16 protein-coding genes and 1 pseudogene are annotated in these 21,979 nt (G+C 43.9%); 5 read left to right on the plus strand and 12 right to left on the minus strand.

Annotated features, from left to right (window positions below):
* Nucleotides 1-344, minus strand: a 344-nt coding sequence (locus tag QUB37_RS27070; RefSeq protein ID WP_333168089.1) for a M20/M25/M40 family metallo-hydrolase, incomplete at its 3' end; no start/stop codon positions are given.
* Between the two features lie 301 nt (nt 345-645).
* Here QUB37_RS27070 and QUB37_RS27075 point away from each other — a divergent pair.
* Nucleotides 646-2,124, plus strand: a complete 1,479-nt coding sequence (locus tag QUB37_RS27075; protein ID WP_333168090.1) for a glycosyltransferase family 87 protein — start codon at nt 646-648, stop codon at nt 2,122-2,124.
* 87 nt (nt 2,125-2,211) lie between these two features.
* On the opposite strand, the gene QUB37_RS27080 is transcribed toward QUB37_RS27075, so the two are convergent.
* On the minus strand, nt 2,212-2,424 hold the full coding sequence (locus tag QUB37_RS27080) for a ribbon-helix-helix domain-containing protein (protein WP_172189296.1): 213 nt from the start codon (nt 2,422-2,424) through the stop codon (nt 2,212-2,214).
* 140 nt (nt 2,425-2,564) lie between these two features.
* On the opposite strand from QUB37_RS27080, the gene QUB37_RS27085 reads away from it, so the two are divergent.
* Nucleotides 2,565-2,798 (plus strand): hypothetical protein, encoded by a 234-nt coding sequence (locus tag QUB37_RS27085; protein WP_333168092.1) that lies wholly within the window; start codon nt 2,565-2,567, stop codon nt 2,796-2,798.
* A gap of 43 nt (nt 2,799-2,841) precedes the next feature.
* Here QUB37_RS27085 and QUB37_RS27090 read toward each other — a convergent pair whose 3' ends face one another.
* The 10 genes and pseudogenes from QUB37_RS27090 to QUB37_RS27130 all read right to left on the minus strand — a co-directional run bounded on the left by QUB37_RS27090 (nt 2,842) and on the right by QUB37_RS27130 (nt 19,021).
* Nucleotides 2,842-3,651 (minus strand): DUF3226 domain-containing protein, encoded by an 810-nt coding sequence (locus tag QUB37_RS27090; protein WP_333168094.1) that lies wholly within the window; start codon nt 3,649-3,651, stop codon nt 2,842-2,844.
* On the minus strand, nt 3,648-4,745 hold the full coding sequence (locus tag QUB37_RS27095; protein WP_333168096.1) for an AAA family ATPase: 1,098 nt from the start codon (nt 4,743-4,745) through the stop codon (nt 3,648-3,650). The genes QUB37_RS27090 and QUB37_RS27095 overlap by 4 nt, the downstream gene beginning before the upstream one ends.
* Before the next feature lie 137 nt (nt 4,746-4,882).
* Nucleotides 4,883-4,954: pseudogene (locus QUB37_RS29940) on the minus strand (type II toxin-antitoxin system YoeB family toxin); the annotation flags it as partial.
* Between the two features lie 6 nt (nt 4,955-4,960).
* On the minus strand, nt 4,961-5,185 hold the full coding sequence (locus QUB37_RS27100; protein WP_333168098.1) for a hypothetical protein: 225 nt from the start codon (nt 5,183-5,185) through the stop codon (nt 4,961-4,963).
* A gap of 221 nt (nt 5,186-5,406) precedes the next feature.
* A complete protein-coding gene (gene aspS / locus QUB37_RS27105; protein WP_333168100.1) occupies nt 5,407-7,194 on the minus strand; it encodes an aspartate--tRNA ligase in 1,788 nt (595 codons plus the stop codon).
* Between the two features lie 163 nt (nt 7,195-7,357).
* Nucleotides 7,358-7,963, minus strand: coding sequence for a hypothetical protein (locus QUB37_RS27110; RefSeq protein WP_333168102.1), 606 nt, complete (start codon nt 7,961-7,963; stop codon nt 7,358-7,360).
* Between the two features lie 381 nt (nt 7,964-8,344).
* Nucleotides 8,345-8,974 carry a macro domain-containing protein gene (locus QUB37_RS27115; protein WP_333168104.1) on the minus strand — a complete coding sequence of 210 codons (630 nt, stop codon included), beginning with the start codon at nt 8,972-8,974 and terminating at the stop codon, nt 8,345-8,347.
* A 349-nt stretch (nt 8,975-9,323) separates the two neighbouring features.
* Complete coding sequence (locus tag QUB37_RS27120) at nt 9,324-10,298, minus strand: diguanylate cyclase (RefSeq protein ID WP_333168106.1); 975 nt, start codon at nt 10,296-10,298, stop codon at nt 9,324-9,326.
* A gap of 10 nt (nt 10,299-10,308) precedes the next feature.
* Entirely contained in the window at nt 10,309-13,404 is a 3,096-nt protein-coding gene (locus QUB37_RS27125; protein WP_333168109.1) for a response regulator, read from the minus strand.
* Between the two features lie 127 nt (nt 13,405-13,531).
* Nucleotides 13,532-19,021: a PAS domain S-box protein gene (locus QUB37_RS27130; protein WP_333168111.1), complete on the minus strand. Its 5,490-nt coding sequence runs from the start codon at nt 19,019-19,021 to the stop codon at nt 13,532-13,534.
* A 1,099-nt stretch (nt 19,022-20,120) separates the two neighbouring features.
* On the opposite strand from QUB37_RS27130, the gene QUB37_RS27135 reads away from it, so the two are divergent.
* The 3 genes from QUB37_RS27135 to QUB37_RS27145 all read left to right on the plus strand — a co-directional run bounded on the left by QUB37_RS27135 (nt 20,121) and on the right by QUB37_RS27145 (nt 21,907).
* Nucleotides 20,121-20,399, plus strand: a complete 279-nt coding sequence (locus QUB37_RS27135; protein ID WP_333168112.1) for a hypothetical protein — start codon at nt 20,121-20,123, stop codon at nt 20,397-20,399.
* A gap of 193 nt (nt 20,400-20,592) precedes the next feature.
* On the plus strand, nt 20,593-20,790 hold the full coding sequence (locus QUB37_RS29945; protein ID WP_445251321.1) for a hypothetical protein: 198 nt from the start codon (nt 20,593-20,595) through the stop codon (nt 20,788-20,790).
* Nucleotides 20,791-21,157: 367 nt separating this feature from the next.
* Entirely contained in the window at nt 21,158-21,907 is a 750-nt protein-coding gene (locus QUB37_RS27145) for an ABC transporter ATP-binding protein (protein WP_333168115.1), read from the plus strand.
* Nucleotides 21,908-21,979: the final 72 nt, after the last annotated feature.

Raw genomic sequence — 21,979 nt, forward strand, 5'->3', positions numbered from 1 at the left:
CCCAAACCGACGGTGGTGTGGATGTCGTGGCCGCAGGCGTGCATCACTCCCTCGTTGCGGGAGGCAAATTCTAAGTTTGTGCGTTCTTGAATCGGTAAAGCGTCCATATCGGTGCGAATTGCCAGCCACCGGGACTCGCTGCTGTGGCCTTTGAGTTCGCCGAGCACTCCTGTTTTGCCGATTCCTTCGATCGCCCGGACTCCGCTGGATGCGAGAACTCCGGCTACGTAGGCGGCGGTTTGATATTCTTGGCCGCTGAGTTCGGGGTGGGAGTGGATGTGCCGGCGTATTTCTATTAAGCGGGGTGCTAGGGTGGCGGCTATTTCTTTGATGCGGGGAAGCATGAATTTTGTTGGGGGAAAGGTACAAGTTGTAGTCAACTAGGTTAACGCATATGTTTGGGGGTGAACAGGGTTATAAGGCGCAAATGTGCGATCGGGCTTTTAGATAGCAATTCTATTTTGTTTGGGAATAAGATTTTTTTTCTAACCGCAGAGGGCGCAGAGGACGCAGAGAAAAGAGAGAAATGAGAGTTAGGTTGAAACGGGGAAGAAAAGTCAATATTTTAGGTTCAGATGCTAATTTTTAGTTGACAATTTATGCTTGTGATATCATCAAAGAGTAATTTCATTAAAATTATTTACTATGATTAGCTTTGGATTCTGGAATGTAATAATTCTAATTACAGTCGCTTTGTTTATCAAATTTAATTGGCGATTAGATAGCGAAAAAACAGCATGGCAAGATTCTTTGTTTTTAAAACATCCTTCGATCCAAAGGTTGACTCAGTTTTTTAGTCAACCTATTGTTAACTTTATTTTGCAAGCAGTTATTGTATTAGTTCTCACCCGATTTCTCTGTTATACCGGTTGGTTGGTTTACAATCTGACTACTCGGCCCGATCCGCCTTACTGGGATTTTAAGTGGTTTTATGTAGCGAGTAGATTAGCCCATCAGCATTTGAGTCCCTTTAATGTCGAGGTGTTTAACATCGGTTTCTGTCGCATCACAAAAGTGTGTGGGTTTATTCCATCTTTTGTTTATCCACCTAATATCATTCCTCCGCTGTGGTTTGTGGGCTATTTCCCGATGAAGACTGCATTCACAATCTGGACTTGGCTGCATCTTATTGCCACAGGTTTTGTTTTATGGGGAGCGAATATCTTGTTGGTGTCGCACTCACGAGCTTTTCGGACTATTTGTAGTATATCAGTTGCATTCCTCTACGGTTTTGTCTTCGATCTTCAAGTTGGCAATGTGGCAACTTTTATTGCCGTTCTGCTGTTATGGACGTTTATTTATGCTAGAAAAAATCAGGATATAATTGCCGGAATTTTATTAGGAATTGCTCTTTTTAAACCAACTTTAGTTATATTGTTTATTCCTTATTTTTTAATCAAAAGACGGTTTCAGCTAGTTTTTATATCAATAGTCACGGTAACTTTTTTGGCAGTTATAGGTCTAGCTGTAACGCGCAATTCCTTAACAGGATTTATACAGGATGCGACTCGTGGATTTCCACTCTGGCTCAATGATCCATCGAATAATGCTTATATTTCTATGAGTCGCCTTGATTTAAGGGTTATGGGGCCGAGATTTTTCCCCGATAGTCCCTTCGTGGCGAAGCTATTTTCTGACTTGATTATTCTGGTGCTAGTTGGTTTAGTGAGTTGGTATTTTTACAAAAAACAATCTCGCAATGCTTGGTCAAAAAAGGTTGACTTATCTGAAATGGTGCTAATTTCTACTTTGAGTATTGCTATCAACTATTCTCAGCCCACCAGTTCTGTGATGTTAGCACCGGCGGTGGTTTTTTTGCTGAATGATTTATGTTTTCAGATTAAAAATTGTGCCTTCTCTAGGCAAAGAATGTCGGTTTGGTTATTGGGCGTTGGCTGTCTCATGGTGCAAACCGCTGTGATTCATGGCGGGCTGTTGGTGTTTCTAGGAAAGCGGTGGAACTGGAAGGGGGGGGAATTGCCTTATTTGTTTAAAGTAACTATTTTTTCACTACCGAGTTATGCGATTTTAGGCCTGACGTTAAGTGTTTTAGTCTTAGCGATTCAATCTCTTGGTCGAAAACAGGTTGCTGAATTTGACCCTTTGGATCATGTTTCTGGTTAGAGGAAAAACAAAACCCCACTCCAACACAAAATAAACGGCCCGACAGGTTGGCAGTTGAGAATGACCCATCAGCGTAGAGATCAAAGGTTAATTGCTGCTGGGTTCATCTTCTGTAGTCTTTTTAGCCAAGTAAGCATCTACAGCTTCAGAGACAATCCGACTTACGAGATTGCTGACTGTCCGGTCTTCTTTCTTGGCCCAATCTTCCAAGACGTTATAGGCGTTTGGAGGAACGTAGCTGGTGACTCGTTTGAGGTTTTTTGCTGGCAAGTTAGGCAACTGGGAATTTACTTCATACATCGATCGTACTTTCTTTGTACGCCTCTTGCATAGTGACACACGGTGTGATACCGTGTAAATAGTCAAACACAAAACCCCCACCGGTCAGACTCACGATCGTTCGGTGGGGGCTTGAACTCCCATATTTAGGAGGAAACTCTATGATATCACCGCCAAAGTCAGTTCCCGAACTGCTCCGGGAAGAAATTCCTGATGTACCCGCTGGTAAGCAACCGATTCGTTTGCTGTTGTGTGGCCTTCCCAAAGCGGTAGACAGCATCGTTAATCTGTTGCACGTTTTAGGTTTTGCAGAAGTTGGGGAATGGAGCCCGCCTCTACCATCGCCGATAGCGGGTGAGGTAATTCGGATCTTAACCCGTTACTGGAAAGAATAATCTTTGAGGGCGATCGCACGAATTGAAAAAGTGCGATCGTCCCTTAACTCAATTCCAAAAGTTGGCTCAAAAACTCAAGAAAATTTGCCAAAGCCGGAACCTGCTGTTGCGTCTGTTCGCTCACCCAATTATTATCAGCAATACTTGTTGTATTAGTCTTCCCAGGTTTGAGAACGCTGACAACAGTAGCAACTAAAGCTTTTTCTCGATCGAAATTTTTCCATTTTAAAGATTTCCTCTCTTTCTCAGAAAACTCATCTAGATAAGAACTAGCTTTCTCCATGTACGCGGGATAAGCTATCTGTCCGCACTCACACAGCAAAGTATCCAAAACACCGGGCGAAGCGTTATCTGGCAAAACATAGGCTCCTGTACGCGGGCTATTGGTATTTACAACACCAGAGCGATCGGGAAAATTAGGAAAATAACTTCGGAATTTGTTAGCATATGGTTCGACAATGCGATCGGGAGTTGATTTATCGCAATCGGCAACTATCCCGAATGCTGCCAAGTTTGTTTGATACTCATAATTTGCGAATAAAATGTCATCCAAGTTAGTCACAAGATTGCTGCTGCCTTCACCGGCAAAAATTGCTACAGAGATACTATCATTAAATAGAATAGAAGGCATATCAAGACGTTTGTACAAATCTCCTTGTTTGGGATAACGGGGAATAAACTTGTGCCAAAATTTGTCAAATTTACTTTCCAATTCTTTTGACATATCCAATCTTGTCAACTTATCTAATTTGTTCCACTCGTCCCGAAAATCCTTAAAACCCAAAAGCTTGAGAACCTTGCCCGTAAATGCTTGATCGTGAGGTCCTTCTACTCCAATAATGGCGTATTTCACACGCGAACCTCCTGCCCCAAATCCTCCCGCAATCTTTGCAATCTTTCTCGTTCAATTCTAACTGCTTTAGTTTGTGACTCCCGTTTCTCTAAACGATAAAGAACTAAGTCTGTCTCCAAATCGCTAGCATCCAACATCGCATCAACTGTTTCTAAACTATGGGTAGTTGCAAATAATTGAACATTCATTTGCTTGCACCACTGCACAATCCAAGCAAATGAACTACGAAGTGCTTCAGTATGAATTGCTGTTTCTATCTCATCAATTAGCAAAACTCCACCTCTGACTTTTGTCAGCGTTAGAGCAATAAATAGCAAGCGACGTACTCCATCACCAAAAGAACTTAAGGGTGAAATTCCCACTTGTTTGTGGTCAATATAGAGACTGCTACGATTGCCGCCATGCGAGAGAATCACTAAATCAATAATTCCTGAATCCATCACTTGCAATAGCTTAATCACTTCCGGCTTAAAACGCTGAAAAATAGCTTCTGAGAGCAAGCCAACTTGTGACTGTTCTATGCGGTGAGAAAAAGGTGTCACAGTATCAACTGACAGCATTGCATCTGAGCGAATTCGCCGATTAGTTAAACGCTCATTTTCCCAAATTTCAAAAAATTCAGATAATTCATTTGGTGAATCAGATATAATAGCTTTGAGTTCTATTTCTGCACCTCGCAGAGTATTATCAAATCCAAGATCGTCTGAGGATTGACTGTCGTCATCTTCCGATAATTCCACTCCCTCAAATTCTTGGTAAATTGCCCTCGACTCTCTTACTGAAAACTTACCATTACCAGAAACATAAGTTTCCATTGGGTAAAAATCCAATTGTTCTTCTTCTTTATTTTGAGGAAACAGCCATTTTAGTGCCTCCAGTCTTGGCTTGCGAGAATATTTGATTTCTCGTCGCCACGATGTGTTCAGCCATTCCAGCGGATCTAAGGGGCGACAATAGGTTGATATCGCCTCTAAAACGCTGGTTTTACCTGAGTTATTCCCACCAACCAATATGTTGATTTGGCCCAAGTCCTGCAAGGTTAAATCTCGCAGGCCTCGGAACCTATGAATGGTTAAATTGTCAAGGTGTTTCATAATTATTACTTGGGCTTATGACTTGGGCGTATAAGTCGATCGCACTTGCAACTCCTTCAACTGCTTCTCATCCACACCAGACGGCGCATTTGTCAGGACACAACCCGGCTGCTGCGTCTTCGGAAACGCAATCACATCTATTCCGTGTAATGATACTTACAAGCCACGATCGCAATTTCTTGATCCGTAACTTTGTAAACTAAACGATGTTCATTTCATTGCAAATTCTGTAAGTTAACTTCAACTAAATTTTGACCCTCCTTAACATTTTTAATAGCTTTTAAAAGTCTATTTTTGTTGACTTCTGATTTCAAAAGATATTCGGTTTCATCACACTCAGAAACAATTATTTCAATCTCTTTATCTCCAAAAGTTGCCTTGATTTGTTCTAAAAAATGATGATTGAGTTCGCTGGCTTTTAAACGATAAACTGTTGACATCGTTTTTACCTATTTTCGATTATTATAATTATAGCGTTTTTAGTCTAAAGACCTGGAATGTAACTATAGCATACAGTATCAGCGAAAGTTTTGACTCAATGACACTCCAGACGCAGAATCGTGTCTGTCATGCTGAACAAAACGCAGTCTAGTGAAGCATCAAGCGAGATGCTTCCCTTCTCTCAGCATGACACATAGGCTTTGCCTAAGTCCCGATCGCCTTATGACTTCGGCGTATAAGTCGATCGCACTTGCAACTCCTTCAACTGCTTCTCATCCACACCAGCCGGCGCATTCGTCAGCAAACAACCCGCCTGCTGCGTCTTCGGAAACGCAATCACATCGCGAATCGATTCCTCACCAGCCAACAGCATCACCAACCGATCCAAACCGTAAGCAATGCCTCCGTGGGGCGGAGTTCCATACTCAAACGCATCCAACAAAAAGCCAAACTTATTGTAAGCTTCCTCAGTTGATAAGCCGATCGCCTCAAACACCTTTTCCTGAACTTCCCGCTGATAAATCCGCAGAGAACCGCCGCCGATTTCTGTACCGTTTAACACCAAATCGTAAGCTTGAGCTCTCGCAGTTTTCAAATCATTAATATCGTCAGGATGCGGCGCAGTAAACGGGTGGTGCAATGCTTCCAAACGCTTCTCGTCAGCGTTCCATTCAAACATCGGGAAATCTGTCACCCACAGCAGATTCATCTTGTCTTTGTCAATCAATCCCAATTCGTTACCGACAAACAAACGCAATCTATCTAAAGTCTTATTGACTGTTGTCACATCAGCCGCTGCGAATAACAACAAATGACCTGGTTGCGCGCCCGTGCGATCGAGTAATTCCTGTTTTTGCGCTTCCGTCAAATTATCCTTAATAGCGCCGATCGTATCAATTTCGCCGTTATCCCGCACGCGGATGTAAGCCAATCCCTTCGCACCGGCTTCGCTTGCTTCCTTAAACAAATCGCCGCCCGGTTTAATCCGCACATTAGAAATCGCATCATTCCCGCCCGGAATCGGCAAAACTTTCACAATTCCGCCCGCAGCAACGGCCCCGGAAAATACCTTAAATCCCGAATCTTTCATCAAGTCGGAAACATCGACTAATTCCAAACCGAAGCGAGTATCCGGTTTGTCGCTACCATAGCGATCCATTGCTTCAGCGTAAGTCAAGCGCGGAAAAGGACGGGGTAATTCTACGCCTTTGACACTTTGGAAAATCTGGGAGACTAAACCTTCGTTTAATTCGATAACTTCTTCTAAAGACATGAAACTCATTTCCATGTCTAATTGTGTGAATTCCGGCTGTCTGTCTGCGCGCAAATCTTCATCGCGGAAACAGCGGGCAATTTGATAATATCTGTCCAAACCCGAAACCATTAACAATTGTTTGAACAACTGCGGCGACTGCGGTAAAGCGTACCACTCGCCCAAATTGACGCGGCTGGGCACTAAATAATCTCTCGCACCTTCAGGAGTCGATCGCGTTAAAATCGGTGTTTCAACTTCAATAAAACCTCCCACATCTTCCAAGTGGCGGCGCATCGCTTTCACAACTTGGTGGCGAAGCTGCAAATTGCGACTCATACGATCGCGCCGCAAGTCCAAATAGCGATATTTCAGCCGCAAATCTTCCCGCACGCTTTCGGTATCCGCCGTCGCCACCTGAAACGGTAACTGTTTGCGAACCGCATTTAACAACTCAATTTCGTCAGCATAAATTTCCACCTCACCCGTAGGCAATTTCGGGTTGAGGGAATCTTCGGGGCGGCTGCTGACTCTACCCGTAATTTTAAGCACGTATTCGCTGCGTAAAGCCTCAGCCCCGTGATAGGAATCGGGGGTGCGTTCAGGATCGCTGACAATTTGTACAATACCCGATCGATCGCGCACATCCAGAAAAATCACCCCGCCATGATCGCGGCGGCGATCCACCCAGCCGTAAAGGGTGACAGTCTCTCCGATGTGTTTGCTTCGCAGTTCGCCGCAGTAGTAACTTCTCATAATTGGGGGTTGTGGACTAAAAATAAAGCTTTTTAATTATGCAGTATGCCTGAAACATCTGCTGAATGCAAATCCACCGACGATCGGCATTAGCTTTGGAACTAATTCCAAAGCTAACTACCCTAACAACCCCCTGGGAGTTCCCAACCCCCGGCTGGCCCTTCTAGGAATCCCCGCGATCGCTGTGAGACTTGTCAAAAAACGCCGTCAGCGCGTTCCATGCAGACTTAGCCGCATCCGTCAAGCGAGTGCCTATCGACTCAATTTGCTTCACAATAAGGTGCCAATTCTTTTCAGCTTCCGTGTGAATGTGGTCAACAGCTTCTTCGATGCGATCGCGTTCGATCAATTTATTTTGTTCCACCGCTTCTCGCGCTTGCCGCACTGCTTTCAAATAAGCTTCGCGACTGACTTCGCCGGCATCTTGCACCTGCGCTTGCGCCCGCGTTTTAATCGCATCTACCACCAGCCAATTTTTCTCAGTTTCTTTTTTAATCAGCCTGACTGCTTCTGTGAATCTCTCGTGGGCGAGATCCTTATTTTCTTCGATCGCCCCGGAGGCCTTATTCACAGCTTTTAAATAAGCTTCGCGGGTGAGTTCGCCCGCTGCTTGCACTTCCGCCGTGGCGCGTTTTTTAATTGCTTCAAACAGCGCGGCAGTTTCTGCGATCGCCTCATCAGTCGCGTCGGGCATCTCTTGTTTGACGAGCTCCGTCGTTTCGAGAGTTGCCTCTAAAATTGGTTCCTCGGTTACTTTTGGATCTGTCATGTCAATCTTCTCCTGTGGTAGTAAACATTTTCAAAAAATCTCACAGTCCCTGGATGCAGACTTTGTAGGTGTAGCGCCAGAAAGAATTGTGGTTTTTTATACAGAGTTTGTACGTGTAGCGCCAGAATGAATTCTGGCATTTAATAAGAACTAGGCAATTCTTGTTCCAGCTTTATCAACTTTTGTATCCGCGCTTACCTAGTTGGAATGATCTCAGTTCTATTACATTATATCTACCAAAGTTGCTCTCATGTGTAGGATACCGCCAACTTGTAGGTACGGTTTAGCGCACTTAAATTTGTGATAACTCTCTCTACCTAAAAAAACACACACCAATAAACTTAGGTTCTAAACCCAATAAAACTGGCCAATTTAAGAGTTTCAATTTTCCAACTGCAAATCTTCGCGATCGTCCGTATATAACAAGTGGTGACGCCTTTGAGCGTGCAGCAAAGATTGAGGAAATTCGTACTGAGATAAGAGGATATCTTCGAGCGCAACTTTCATTTGATTGGCGCAGATATGTGGCTGCAGTTTGCCCATTCCCGTACCCATGCCGGGAATAGCGATAGTTCCAATGATATGTTTGACTGGCGTTCCATCTGGGACTGAGCCAAATTTTACGAGAGTCAAAATAGCGCGGGTTGCTAGATAAACATTTACTGTTTCTCTTAAAACTGTGGGAACGCGCATAATTGGTGCCGCTATTAAATAGGGAATTTCAGCATGATCGGTGTCTACAATTTCTGCCCTTCCTACTAATAGTTCGCCGTGATGTCGAGACTGAATTAGTTTTTGCAAGCGTTCAAGAACCTGCCCTCCAAAATATTCGGAAATTTCTAAATCTAAGCCGTCGTCCATGAAACCAAAACTATTCCCCGGACTAACAATAGCATCACATTTCACATCAAATATTGAACCGTGATGTATCTTTACATTTTCCATACTGCCGCAAGTGCTTTCCCACGCTCTAACTAAGCCATCGTCTAAGGTAGCCAGCACAATTTGCATAAATACTCTCTCTTAATTTTAATTGCGAACAGCTAGAGCGATCGCCAATTTAATCCTACAATACTTTACATAAGGCCGCTGAATTTAAAATTTATCTCAATTTCAACTAGCAAATGTTCAATAGCTACGACATTTTTTGCTCGCACACACCCTTAACCTAATACAGGGAGAGCTTTTAACATGGTTGCCACCCTGTCAGGTTTAAATGTGATGAGCTATACTGCATCGTGTTTTCTGGCTGAGGGTCTAAAGTCTGCAAGCTGTTTCCCTATCTTGTTTTCAGTTTACTCTTTCTCGGTTGAACTCACGTTTAATAAATAATGCTTATGGCGCTCCCATATCGCTGTTCTCAAAAGAACTGTTGAGGATTTAAACAGCGTTTGGTGCGTTTATGCTCGTACATGAGTTTGTCAGCCTTTGCCAGTAATTGTTCTAATAAAACTTCATTATTTAAATCCCCAAACTGCACACCAAGACTTATTGATATATAAGCTCGCTCGGACTGTTGATTAAAGCGATCTATATTTTCTTGCAGCCGGGCATGAAAATTAGTAGATGAATTACCCGAAAAGTTAGGAATAAATAAAGCAAATTCATCTCCTCCCAGTCGAGCAACAATATCCGCATCACGAAAGGTTTGCTTCAAAATTTGAGCTGCGTCAAAGATTACTCTGTCTCCCATTTCGTGTCCTAAAGTGTCGTTAATCTTTTTCAAACCATCTAAGTCAGCGAACAAAATAAAATAGGATGTTTGCGTGCGTCGAGCAATTTTCAATTGTTGATCGGCTAGTAAAAAAAAGCCTCGTCGGTTATATAAGCCAGTTAATTCATCGGTCACGGATAGCTGCCTTACTTCTGCTTCTGCCCTCAGACGTTCTTGGATTTCATGTTCTAAACGTTGATTTTGTTCGAGCAGTTGTTGGCGTTGCTGTTGGATGAGTAATTGATTTTTTACTCGCATCAGCACTTCCTGCTCTTGAAAGGGTTTGGTAATATAGTCTACGCCACCCAGTTCAAAAGCTCGTACCTTGTTTTCCAGTCGTTCGAGCGCACTGATAAAAATAACCGGTATCTGAGCACTCGTTTCCGATGCTTTTAACTTTTGGCAGACTTCGTACCCATTCATCTCCGGCATATTGATGTCAAGTAAAATTAGACTCGGTGGGTCGCGATGAATACCTTGGAGTGCCATTCTGCCGTTGAGGGCTTTACGGACAATATAGCCCTGTGACTCTAGAATTTTGGCTAACAAGCGCAAATTGTCTGGCGTATCATCGACGATGAGAATATTCGTTTGAGCCGCAAGTTTGAATAGAGCTGTCATTGTCTTATTCCTAAATCTGGGTGAGAGTTGCGATCGCTTCAAGCTGAAAGTTATGGACCAGAGATGTCATCGCCGCGATGAAATCTTGTTTCTCCTTGGGAATTTGAGCGATAAGTTCATAAAGCTTATTATCATTAAGATCGAGTGCTGCTTCATGAACTTCTGCAATCCACTGGGTTGGCATCGTTTTCAAGTCTGGAGTAAATATCTTTGGTGGCGAAGCTGATGAGTCTGGCCGAACTTTTTCGGCGTAGCAGTAGCGGACGCCCAAGTGATGAGCTATTTTGTCGAAAAGTGTGTCTTCAGTAAACGGCTTGGCAATGTAGTCATCGCAACCGACTTGCAGGCTGGCGACACGATCGTCCTCAAAAGCATAGGCAGTCAGGGCAATGATGCGTGTCATTGGTCTGTTCTCCTGTGACATTTGCCCTGAGTTATCTGCTGATGACTCATGACTAATGACTAATGACTGTTGTGATCGAATCTGTCTCGTCGCTTCATAACCATCCATGAGAGGCATTTGAATGTCCATCAAAATCAGGTCAGGGTTCCATGTTTGCCAACGATCGATCGCCTCTGCCCCATTTTCCACCGCACACACCTCAAACCCAACTGACTCCAGCAGCGTCACCAGCAGTTGCCGATTTTCTGGAACGTCTTCTACTACTAAAATTCGGTAGATAGGTTGCCCAGGTGCCAGCCCGATAATCAGATCGCTAATTTCAGGTTCCTCTAAATCAAGGGACTCTGGTAGTTCCAAAACGACTTGGCAGGTAAAAGTCGAGCCTCGATTCAGGGTGCTTCGCACGGTGATATCGCCTCCCATCAGACGTGCAAACTCACGACTGATAGACAGTCCTAAACCTGTTCCTCGATCGTTGCGACCGCGATTGGTTTGCATGAAAGCATCAAAAATTGATTCTAAATCTGAGGGAGAAATGCCAGGTCCGGTATCCTCAACTTCGAGACACAAGGTAATAGTTGGTTTAACATCGGGTTGATTAGTGGCGCGATCGCCAATTGTACCGGATGGCATATCATCTGATGAAAAAGCTCGTCCGCGCAGGGCTATGCTTCCTGTTGTTGTAAATTTGAGCGCATTTCCCAGCAGATTAATCAAGATTTGGCGAAGTTTTGCTTGATCACCACAGACATAACGGGGGACAGTAGCATCCCACTCGCTGCTCAGATGTAACCCTTTCTCACCCGCTTTGATGGTGAACATCTCGTTAATAGAACCTAGCAGTCGATGCAGATTAAAACAGCTTTTACTCAGTACCAATTGCCCTGCTTCAATCCTAGACATTTGCAAAACATCGTCGATCAAGGTCAGCAGGTGTTCTCCACTACGGGTAATGATCCCTAAATGCTCTTGAAATTCTTCTGGGATATAGGGACTGCGGTTCATAAGCTGGGTAAATCCCAGAATGGCGTTGAGTGGCGTTCTGAGCTCGTGGCTCATGTTGGCAAGGAACTGGCTTTTGGCACGGTTGGCTATTGCTGCCCTTTCTGCAGCGTGTTCTAGGGCAGCTTGCGAAAATTCTAACACCGCCAGCATGAGGATATGTCTCATTTCGGCAGCAGCTTCTAACTCTGCAATCTGCCACGGATAAGACATCTCCCGCACTGTCTCTTGCCACAGTTCAAAGGATTGGCGGGGACACAGGTGCATTTTTCCAATTTCGTCGATCGACACAGCATCCTGTGGATTACCTGCCCAGTTTATGGTTTGAATTTGTTCGGGTCGGAACCAAAGGATATGGTATGACTTTTGTTTGGCATAGCATAGGAAGATTGAGATTGCTAAAACACCGCTAGCTCGCTCTTTGAATTGCTTGGCTTGGGGATACAACTGAGACAAAGAAGCTGTTGCAAACACTCGTTCTTTGTTCTGTTGCAGCAACCACTGCACGAGTTCATCTACCTCAGCTTCCGATGGTGTTTGACCCACCAATGTCAGACGACCATCGAGCAGAATTGCAGCTCCCTGAGCATGAACTAAATCTAGCAATTGAGAAGCATTTTCGGTCAATACCTGTTCGATAAAATTAGACTCTCGCCGGAATGCCTGCTGAAGTTTATCCTGAATAGTTTTCGCCTGCGATCGGTAAACGTTCAATTCTCGATCTTGCTGATGCACCAGTTCTATCGAGGCAAATTGTCCTAAAAATTCACAGGTTTTGCGAGTTTCGTAATCTACCAATCGTGGGCTGTAATGGTGACAGGCAATTAATCCCCAGAGACGCCGATCGTCAATTAACGAAATCGTCAGTGTCCCAGCAACTCCCATATTCTGCAAATATTCAATGTGGTAGGGAGATACTCCCCTTAAGACACAAGCACTTAGATCCTGGGGTGTATTGGTTAGGGGATGGTTGGTGGGAATTAGGCGGGCCGGGGTGTAATTGATATTGGGAATTTGGCGCACCCAATTGCTGTAAAACAATTTGCGGGCGGGTACTGGAATATCGATCGCCGGGTAATGCAATCCCAGGTAGCTTTCTAGATAGCTTTCTTTCTCTTCAGCAATCACCACCCCATGCTCATCGGCTTCAAAGCGATAAATCATCACGCGATCGAACCCGCTCATGGCTTTTACTTCTCTAGCAATGCTTTGAGCTAAATCAGAAAGACCGAACGCACTGCGAAAATTGAGGATAACTGTTTGCAGACGCTGATAAAAATCGATTGAATGATTATTTTCAATAGTCAATTGGGGTTCTAGCTCCAGAATTAACCCATCTGGTAGCTGATGCAGTGTGCTTCTAAATGTTTTAACTTTCCCGTCTTTTAGAGGTATTTTCAGCTCAAAACTATTATTGATTTTGAGTTTTTCTTGATTGAGATACCTGACCATTTCTTGTACTTGCTCGTGACCAAATAACCAGGGCAATGGCTGACCTAGCAATTCGGCTACAGAAACGCCAAAAAACATTTCTACATTGTCACTTACTTGTAAAATATTGAGGCTTTTTTCTTGCAGCAATAAAACGATTCCGTGGGGCTGAATATGACCGGGAGCATAAACGGATTGCTCACTGCATTCCTCTAAATTTGTTAAATCGAAAGGAGTGATTTGGGGAATTTTGGGTATTCTCTGAGGCATTTTAGAGCAGTAATTTTTAATTAATAATTAAGGATGTTTTTTTCAAAAGTTACCAAGAATTAAATTTAATTCTTGTTGGCTGTTCCTAATTTCCTAGTCCTAATCAAACATTTAACTGCACAACAGCTTATAAATCCAATGGAGGAATTTCACTTGGGAAATTACCTCGAATTAGATTAATGATTTTCTCAAATTGATACTGGTTGGCGAGTTCCGTCAGATGAGTACCGAATTGAGTGAGTTCTGAGGAAAGTTGAGCTACCAGTTCAACGATCGCAACATCATCCCCACATAAAGCAGCATCTTCCAACTCAACCACCCATACTTTTGGTAATGTCGCCAGAAGCATTGGATCGAGGGAATCTGAAACGGAAGAGGCAACAGAACAGAAATAAGAAGGAAAACAATCTGTTCCCCGTTCCCCTTTTTCTGTTTCCTCTTCCTGATATACATACTCTAAACCTAGGTATTCCGCCATCTTAAGAAATAGGGTCTGTTCCCGGAAGGGCTTGCTGATGTAGTCGTTGCAGCCAGCAGCTAAGGCGAGGGCGCGATCGCTCTGGGAAGCCTGGGCCGTAAGTGCAATAATGATACTGTTCTGTCCGTCTTCCATTGCCCGAATTTGCTTCGTAGCCTCGTATCCATCTAACACGGGCATCCGAATGTCCATCCAGGTTAGGTCGGGTTGCCATTGTTGCCAAATCTGCACCGCTTGCTGTCCGTTGGTAGCTTCTTTTACCTCTAATCCTAATTGTGTCAGTAATCTGACCATTAGCAAGCGATTTTCTGCTTGATCATCAACCACCAAAATGCGATGATCCCCTTGACAGGGAGCCAGCCCAATCACGAGGCGATTATTCTCTTCGGGTGTAACATTAACTCCACTGATGGGGCTGACGGGAAGGGTAAATGTGAAGGTACTCCCCTGTCCCAGAGTGCTGCTAACAGAAATTTTTCCGCCCATGAGTTCCAACAATTTGCGACTAATGGTTAGACCTAGCCCCGTACCGCCGATCGATCGCTTCCCAGCTTGAGCTTGCACAAACGCATCGAAGATGGTATCGAGTTCGACCGATGCAATCCCTACACCTGTGTCAGCGACTACAAACTGGAGAATCGGCCGAGTTGTGGTTAATGCCCCTGTACCAGAAGCCTGAATGCTGACTTGCAAAGTAATGCTTCCCCGATCGGTAAATTTGATGGCATTACTCACCAGATTGAGCAAAACCTGGCGCAGTTTTTGAGCATCGACCAGCATAAATTGGGGAACTTCTGGCGCAATCTCGAAACAAAGGTCAAGTCCTTTAGAACTTGCTCGTTCCGCCAACATATTTCGGAGGGAATGCAGCAGCGCAATTAAGTCCAATCCGCTTTGTTCAACTGTGTAGTGTCCCGATTCAATTTTCGAGAGATCCAGCACATCGTTAATCAAACTCAAGAGGTGATCGCCACTGCGACGAATTGTTTGCAAGTCTTCTTTTTGGTTGGGAGTTAGGGAGGAGTCATGGGTCATCACCTGAGCAAATCCTAGAATCACGTTGAGGGGAGTGCGTAATTCGTGGCTCATATTGGCTAGGAAGGTACTTTTTGCCAAGTTCGCTGCTTCTGCGGCTTCCATTGCGTGCTGCAGTGCCAGTTCTTTTTGTTTGCGATCGCTGATGTCTTTGTGCGTTCCAATCATCCGTAAAGGCTTACCATCTTCATCGTAGGCAACGACTTTCCCGTAGTTAGCGATCCACTTCCACTCACCTGACTGGCAACGCACACGATAGTCAAAGGCATATTTGAGAGAGCTATCTTGCAAGTTACTATTGAGAGCCTCAAAAACCCATAATTGATCATCAGGGTGAATCATCTGTTCCCAGATGTTCACATCCATCACCAACTCACCGGGCTTGTAGCCCAGCATCTCCTGGTAGTAGGAATTAATGTAAACTTGTCCAGTTTCAATTTTCCAATCCCATAGTCCATCTCCAGAAGCTTCTAGTGCCAGCATTAAGCGTTCTTCACTCAGTTGTAAAGCGGTTTCCGCTTGATGTTGTCGTGTCACATCGATCGCCACACCACCTACTAGCATTTGCCCAGATAAGTCGGGGATGAGAAATTTGTAAACCAGAAACTCAGCCAGGGTTCCATCTCGACGGGAGGCAATCTCAATCGTTTCAATTAGCTCGTTGGTTTGAGCAACCGTTTGGATATTGTCTAGAAATTGTTGGGCGAAGGCGGCGGGGTAAAGTTCAAAAATGGATTTTCCAATCACATTGTCAGTGGGTAGATCGAAGGTATTGAGATAAGTCTGGCTGGCATAGAGCATTACACCATTTTCATCGGTAATCCAGGCAGGGGCAGGGCTGTGATTCATGAAGGCTTGGAAGCGAGTTTCACTCTCTCGGAGTGCCTGTTCTGCTTGTTGGCGTTCCGCTTCGTTGCGTTTGCGATCGCTAATATCCCGGCAGATACAGAAGTTCATCATCTCATCTTCTAATTCCACCCGGTTCCAGCTAATTTCCACGTCATATACAGAACCATCCTTGCGGCGATGTTGCGTTTCAAAGAGCGGAATAACCTCCTCTCTCTGGAGCATAAGTTGTAGTTCTTCCCTCCTCCATTCAGCATCCCAATCAAACACACTCAGATTCAGGGTTTCTTCTAGGGTGTAGCCCAGCATTTGAGCAAAACTGGGACTAGCTTCGACAACATTTCCGACCGAATCCATGACCACAACACCGTCCAGTGAAGTGTTGAAGAAGGTTTTACTCCGCAGGAGTTCCTGTTCTAGTGCAAGTTCGGCTTTTTTGCGATCGCTAATATCTTTCATGAAGCAGTAATGCCCCATAAATTGCTGCTGTTCGTCGTAAGTTGAAATCATCACCAATTGCTTATAAAAAACCGAACCGTCTTTACGAATCCCTCTGGTTTCAACTTCAACTCTGCCCTCTTGCACCATCAGCCCATAGGCTGCAACCTGTTTTTTCAACTCATCGGGATCTACGGTTTTTTCCCAGGACATCCCGATCATTTCTTCTGGCTGATAGCCTGTCACGTCAGAATATGCTTTATTGACATAGAGGTAACGTCCTTGAGTGTCTATTTTGGAAATGCCGGACAGCGCATTTTTCATCACCTCACTCATTTCTCTAAGCTCTGCTTCTGCGTGTTTGCGATCGGTGATATCTTCAGAAAAACAAAGTAGGTACTGGGGCTGATGCTGCTCGTCGTAAATGGGAATCTTCACCGTATGCAGCCAACGTTTTCCCAGACAATGACTTTCAATGACTTCTTCGAGAATATCCTCAGTTTTACCTTTCTCAAAGGCTTCTCTATCCTTTTTGTCAAAAAAGATAGCCTGTTCGGTTGGGAAAAAATCATAGCCACTTTTACCGATCGCTTGTTCGGCTGAAATGCCAAATAACCGTTCGCTGGTTTTATTCCAAAACTGAAATACGCCAAATCGTTTAGGCTGTGCATCCTTAACAAAAACCGCCACCGGTAAATTATCCAGCAGTGCTTGTAAGAAATTGCGAGTGTTTTGGATGTCCTGCTCTACTTTCTTTCGTTTACTAACATCAATAAACGTGACTACAACTTGTATGATTTTACCGTTTTGATCGAACTCCGGGTAGGCATTAACTAATACCCAAACACAACTATCAATTTCTTTTTTAATTCCTAAAACATAATTTTTGAGTGAACTTCCACTGGATAAAACCTGATTTACCGGATATTCCTCTAGGGGCATAACGCTGCCATCTTCCCGCACAAAATGCCAGGTCGGAGATATGGCAGTTTTTCCCAGCATTTGATCCATTGAAAGCCCGAGTAATTCACAGGCTTTTTCATTACATAATTGGATGCTGGTATCTGTCGCATGAATCACAAAACCCGCATTTAAGTTATCGATCAATTGCCGATATCTGGCTTCGCTTACCTGTAAAATAACTTCAGCTTGCTTGCGCTCCGTAATGTCGGTGTGAGAGCCAGCCATCCGAATTACGTTACCTGCATCATCCCACAGTGCCTGACCGCGATCCAAAATCCATTTGTAGGAACCATCTTTGCAGCGAAGGCGATGTTCTGTGATATAGAAAGGAGTTTTCTTGGCAAAATGATCTTGAATGGCTTGCATCACCCATCCCAAATCATCGGGATGTATCAGATTAGCCCATTCGTCTACAAAGTTTTGGATTTCATGGTCTTCATAGCCTAGCATTTCCTTCCAGCGACTAGACAAGAATATCTCGTTGGTTTGAACATTCCAATCCCAAATACCGTCATTATTCCCGCGTACAGACAGTTCCCAACGTTCTTCACTTTGACGTAGTGCTGCTTCTGCTTGTTTGCGGTCAGCAATATTCCGGGAAATCTTTGAGGCTCCAATTATATTCCCTGTTTCGTCTTCAATGGGGGAGACACTCATCGAGACATCGATTAATGTTCCATCTTTTCTTAACCTCTTTGTATCGTAGTGTTCGATGCGTTCTCCTCGCTGGATTTTGGTGAGAATTTCGTTTTCCTCATTTCGATAGTCTGCGGGAATCAGTTTTCTGCCTGATTGCCCTACTATTTCGGCCGCTGTATAGCCAAAAATTGTTTCTGCTCCTACATTCCAACTTGTAACTACACCCTCTAAATCTTTGCTGATAATGGCATCTTCCGAAGATTCAACGATCGCAGCTAGTCGGGCGATCGCAATTTCTGCCTGTTGTCGCTGGTGAATTTCCCATTGCAACTGGCGATTGGCTTTTTTGAATTTATCGACTTCGCGATAACTAACTTGTGCGAGATACACGACCAACATCAGCAGCCAAACTAAAATTAAGCCCCCAATCAACACAACTGTTGGTAAATAAAATTTACCCTCTTTTACTAAATCTAAATTTGGATAAATATCTACTCGCCACTCGGCACTATAGGCTCTTATTACAAATGTTTTAAGCGGTAAATATTGAGACAAAAGCTCTTGACCGTAGATTAAGTTAGTGTCATCATATATAGCCACATTGTACCCAGATGGCACTTTTAAAATACTGTCAAATAGAGTTTTAAACTTAAAAATTCCGACAATAAATCCATCAAACCGCTCCCCTACAAATAAAGGAAAAGTTGCTAGAAATCCTTGACCCCCTTGAACGAGTGAAACATTGCGAGTTAACATAGGTTGACGCAAATCACGAGCTACTTGCAAAGTAATTTTGCGACGCATTTCCCGATTATAATCGAGGTTTTGCGCTGCCTCATTCCCTGCCAGTGGCACAACCCATCGCACTTTAAATGATGGATCGACTAATGCGATCGCCTGATAACCGTAGAAATCCTTTACATAAGCCTCAGCATCCGCTTCCCAAAGAGCCTTTGGTGTACCCCCATTGGCTTGCCAGCGATTCGCCATTTGCCGAAGTGTCAGCACCCGAATGGATAATCCTTCGGTCAGTTGTGACTGAATCGCATTGGCTTCCTGCTGAATTAACTGCTCGATGTGAATTTGTCCGTTGATGGTTAGCTGTTGCCACGTAAATAAAACAGCAAGAGAAGCCACCAAACCAAGCAAAAGAGGTAGCACTCGTTTAAGTGGTGTTTGGCCTAAACTTATAATTACTTCGCGTCGAGGGATTACCATAAATTAAGCAATAGATGAATAGAGCTGTCTTCAATTTTTGGGCTATACTTGGGCAATTTAATCATGCAAGAAAACTAAGTGGTGAGCCGAAAAGTAGTTAGCGATATACCCCATAATTTGAGATATTAAATTTTTTGTATTAATAATTCAGCTATTCCTTAACCTCTAGCCCTTTCACTAGATTTGGAGAGAGCGATGAGCCACATCTGTTCAGATTGTGAATAGGTATTGTTTGCCAACATTGGCGACAAAACCAGTAGATTTTGTGAGCGCAAACGTGACGCAGCATTTGATTCGAGCAGCAGGGGGAGTGTGTCATAAAGACCTATTTTTTTAACTAAGGGGTATTTCACTCTTGTTGCAAAGTGCTGTAAGCTCGCTTCAAGCAACCATAACAAAACTCTAGAAAAAAACAATAAAGATTTGGTAAAGAATATCAAACGGTTAAGGAAAAGATACAAGTTTAAACATTCCGTAATAAATTAAGATTGCAGAGAATTTTGATCCGACAACACGCACCTTGTAATGTCCGATTAGGTGTGTTATAATTCTATACTATTCAGATGCACCTTGTGAACTCCATTCCTACATAAAATGGTTTTCCTGTTCCTTGTTCCCTCTGGCCTGTTCCCCGTTACTTGATGTGATCTGAGACTCTACATCCTAGCCCAACAGATTGGCAGTTTGAACAGGAACCATAGCTGGAGGGAGGGGATTCACTATCACTGCTCACAGGTGATATGGACAGTTTTAATTAATTGTTGACTATAGCAAGGTAATAAGTTGTCAAACCAATTCTTACCCAAAATTTCTTTGTGTGTATAACCCGTGACGATGAAGAAGAAAGGATTTACATAGTTAACATTTCGCGGTTAATCGAGTCGGACGCCGAGCAACTGCACGGTATCCAATAGCGATCGCCAGCGTCGTTATTCATGGTAGCCGATCGCAGGGTAAAGCAATTGGGTAATCGAGTCGGCTTTGCGGTTTTGGCTGTGCCAGCTTTTTTGGGGCTGATATAGAAATCCTTGCAGGAGTCGTAAATTTTTTACCCCACTCCACCCCAACTCTCCCCGAACCCGCGGGGGGGAGTAAGAAATTGACAAATGATGCGAGGATTGGTATGGTTCTGTTGGTTCTTCAGCAAATTTATCTTAATCCGCGCGATTTTGAAGCAGGAGCCTTAGAAATCAAAAAAGGGCTGCCGGGGCTGTTTAGGGTTTCTTTAGATATTTTAGGGTTGATTGGGGCTGGCTATGGGATTTTCCCTTCATTGCCTTTGACGAGACGCAAAAACGGATATAAGCCCCGGCTCCTGTGGTGGAGAGATAAAAATTTTAGACTCTTTTTCCAGATCCCAGATTCATCTGTGGAGTAAATCTAAAATCTCAAATCCTTCGACGCTCGCGCTCACACCGAAGTCTGAAATCTCCAATCGACTGACTTCCACAGAAGCGCGATCACATTTGATAGCTAGATTCCTATATTTTACCCTTGGCTGATGGGGAGTGAGGCGATCGCAGCCCTGATTTTTGAAAGGCAAGTTCGATCGCCTCGGCATTTGGGCGATGATGTTTGCAGTGATTTTTTCTTCACTGTTTGCCCCCTTGGTATTGTTCAGAGATGGGCAGGGGGGATTGCTAGGAATGACTTTATGGGGTATAGGTATGGGAGTCCAGGAATCGATTTTGAAAGCAGCCGTAGCTCGACTCGTGCCTGCAGACAAAAGAGGTTCGGCCTATGGGATATTTAACACAGGCTATCGCTGATCGTGATTTCTGGGCAGTTGGGCGATGATAATTTTTTACGATCGCTCAATTACTTGGCTGGTTATATTTTTAGTTGCGCTCCAAATCGCTGCTTTTCCAGTCTTGTTGCTGGTGAAAAAGCGATCGTCTGTCACAGAAAATTGACCGAATACTCGGCAGCCATACCATTTTGGATTTTCGATTGGGAATGAGTGACTGCATCCTGGTTTGGATCACGGGCTTACAGTTGTATTATTTGACAAAACTGATATCAATTATCTTTTATCAGTTGTTAGTTTTCCACACTTTTTCATTAACGACTACAGACTAATGACTACAGAGTAATGACTACAGAGTAAAGTTAAACAACAAGCGAGGAGGTTTAGTTGTGGTAGTTAAAACACCAACAGAGTGCCTTATTACCTTAGAAGGCGTTAGCAAAGCTTACTCGCAGCCCAACGGTCAAAAAATCTCTATTTTAGAGCCAATTAATTTAGATTTGCGATCGGGCGAAATAGTAGCTTTGCTCGGTCCTTCCGGTTCGGGAAAATCAACATTAATGCGGATGATTGCCGGACTTATTCCGCCCACAGACGGTCAAGTTCTCTACCACAATCGTCCTTTAGTCGGCTTAAATCCTGGAGTGGCAATTGTATTTCAAAACTTTGCCCTTTATCCCTGGCTGACGGTACTAGAAAATGTAGAATTAGGCTTAAAAGCTAAAGGAGAATTGCCCGAACTGCGGCGACAAAAAGCCTTGCGTATGATTGACATTATAGGTTTAGACGGATTTGAAAATGCTTATCCGAAAGAACTTTCCGGCGGGATGCGACAGCGGGTGGGATTTGCTAGAGCTTTGGCGGTGGAACCCGAATTGCTTTGCATGGATGAACCGTTTTCAGCTTTAGATGTGCTGACGGCAGAAAACTTGCGGTTTGAGTTATTAGATTTGTGGCTGGAAAAGAAGATTCCTACTAAAGCGGTGTTAATCGTAACTCACGGAATTGAGGAAGCGGTAATTTTAGCCGATAGAGTTGTAGTCTTGGGCCGGAATCCGGGGCGAATTCGCGCCGAATTGACAGTGACTTTGCCGCATTACCGCGATCGCAAAACTCCGGAATTCCAAGCCCTCGTATAGCAATCCTAAATCATTATCAAGACTATGATACAATTATATGCAATACTTGATTGTGACCATAAAAAAATGAAT

It is taken from the genome of Microcoleus sp. AT3-A2 (genome assembly GCF_036705685.1).
Classification (GTDB): domain Bacteria; phylum Cyanobacteriota; class Cyanobacteriia; order Cyanobacteriales; family Microcoleaceae; genus Microcoleus.

What these genes read in the sequence shown, in the direction of transcription:
- QUB37_RS27095 (WP_333168096.1), bottom strand. Translation starts at nt 4,745, where the DNA reads ATGAAACACCTTGACAATTTAACCATTCATAGGTTCCGAGGCCTGCGA.
- QUB37_RS27130 (WP_333168111.1), bottom strand. Translation starts at nt 19,021, where the DNA reads ATGGTAATCCCTCGACGCGAAGTAATTATAAGTTTAGGCCAAACACCA.
- QUB37_RS27100 (WP_333168098.1), bottom strand. Translation starts at nt 5,185, where the DNA reads ATGTCAACAGTTTATCGTTTAAAAGCCAGCGAACTCAATCATCATTTT.
- QUB37_RS27115 (WP_333168104.1), bottom strand. Translation starts at nt 8,974, where the DNA reads ATGCAAATTGTGCTGGCTACCTTAGACGATGGCTTAGTTAGAGCGTGG.
- QUB37_RS27080 (WP_172189296.1), bottom strand. Translation starts at nt 2,424, where the DNA reads ATGTATGAAGTAAATTCCCAGTTGCCTAACTTGCCAGCAAAAAACCTC.
- aspS (WP_333168100.1), bottom strand. Translation starts at nt 7,194, where the DNA reads ATGAGAAGTTACTACTGCGGCGAACTGCGAAGCAAACACATCGGAGAG.
- QUB37_RS27125 (WP_333168109.1), bottom strand. Translation starts at nt 13,404, where the DNA reads ATGCCTCAGAGAATACCCAAAATTCCCCAAATCACTCCTTTCGATTTA.
- QUB37_RS27075 (WP_333168090.1), top strand. Translation starts at nt 646, where the DNA reads ATGATTAGCTTTGGATTCTGGAATGTAATAATTCTAATTACAGTCGCT.
- QUB37_RS27110 (WP_333168102.1), bottom strand. Translation starts at nt 7,963, where the DNA reads ATGACAGATCCAAAAGTAACCGAGGAACCAATTTTAGAGGCAACTCTC.
- QUB37_RS29945 (WP_445251321.1), top strand. Translation starts at nt 20,593, where the DNA reads ATGTTTGCAGTGATTTTTTCTTCACTGTTTGCCCCCTTGGTATTGTTC.
- QUB37_RS27085 (WP_333168092.1), top strand. Translation starts at nt 2,565, where the DNA reads ATGATATCACCGCCAAAGTCAGTTCCCGAACTGCTCCGGGAAGAAATT.
- QUB37_RS27120 (WP_333168106.1), bottom strand. Translation starts at nt 10,298, where the DNA reads ATGACAGCTCTATTCAAACTTGCGGCTCAAACGAATATTCTCATCGTC.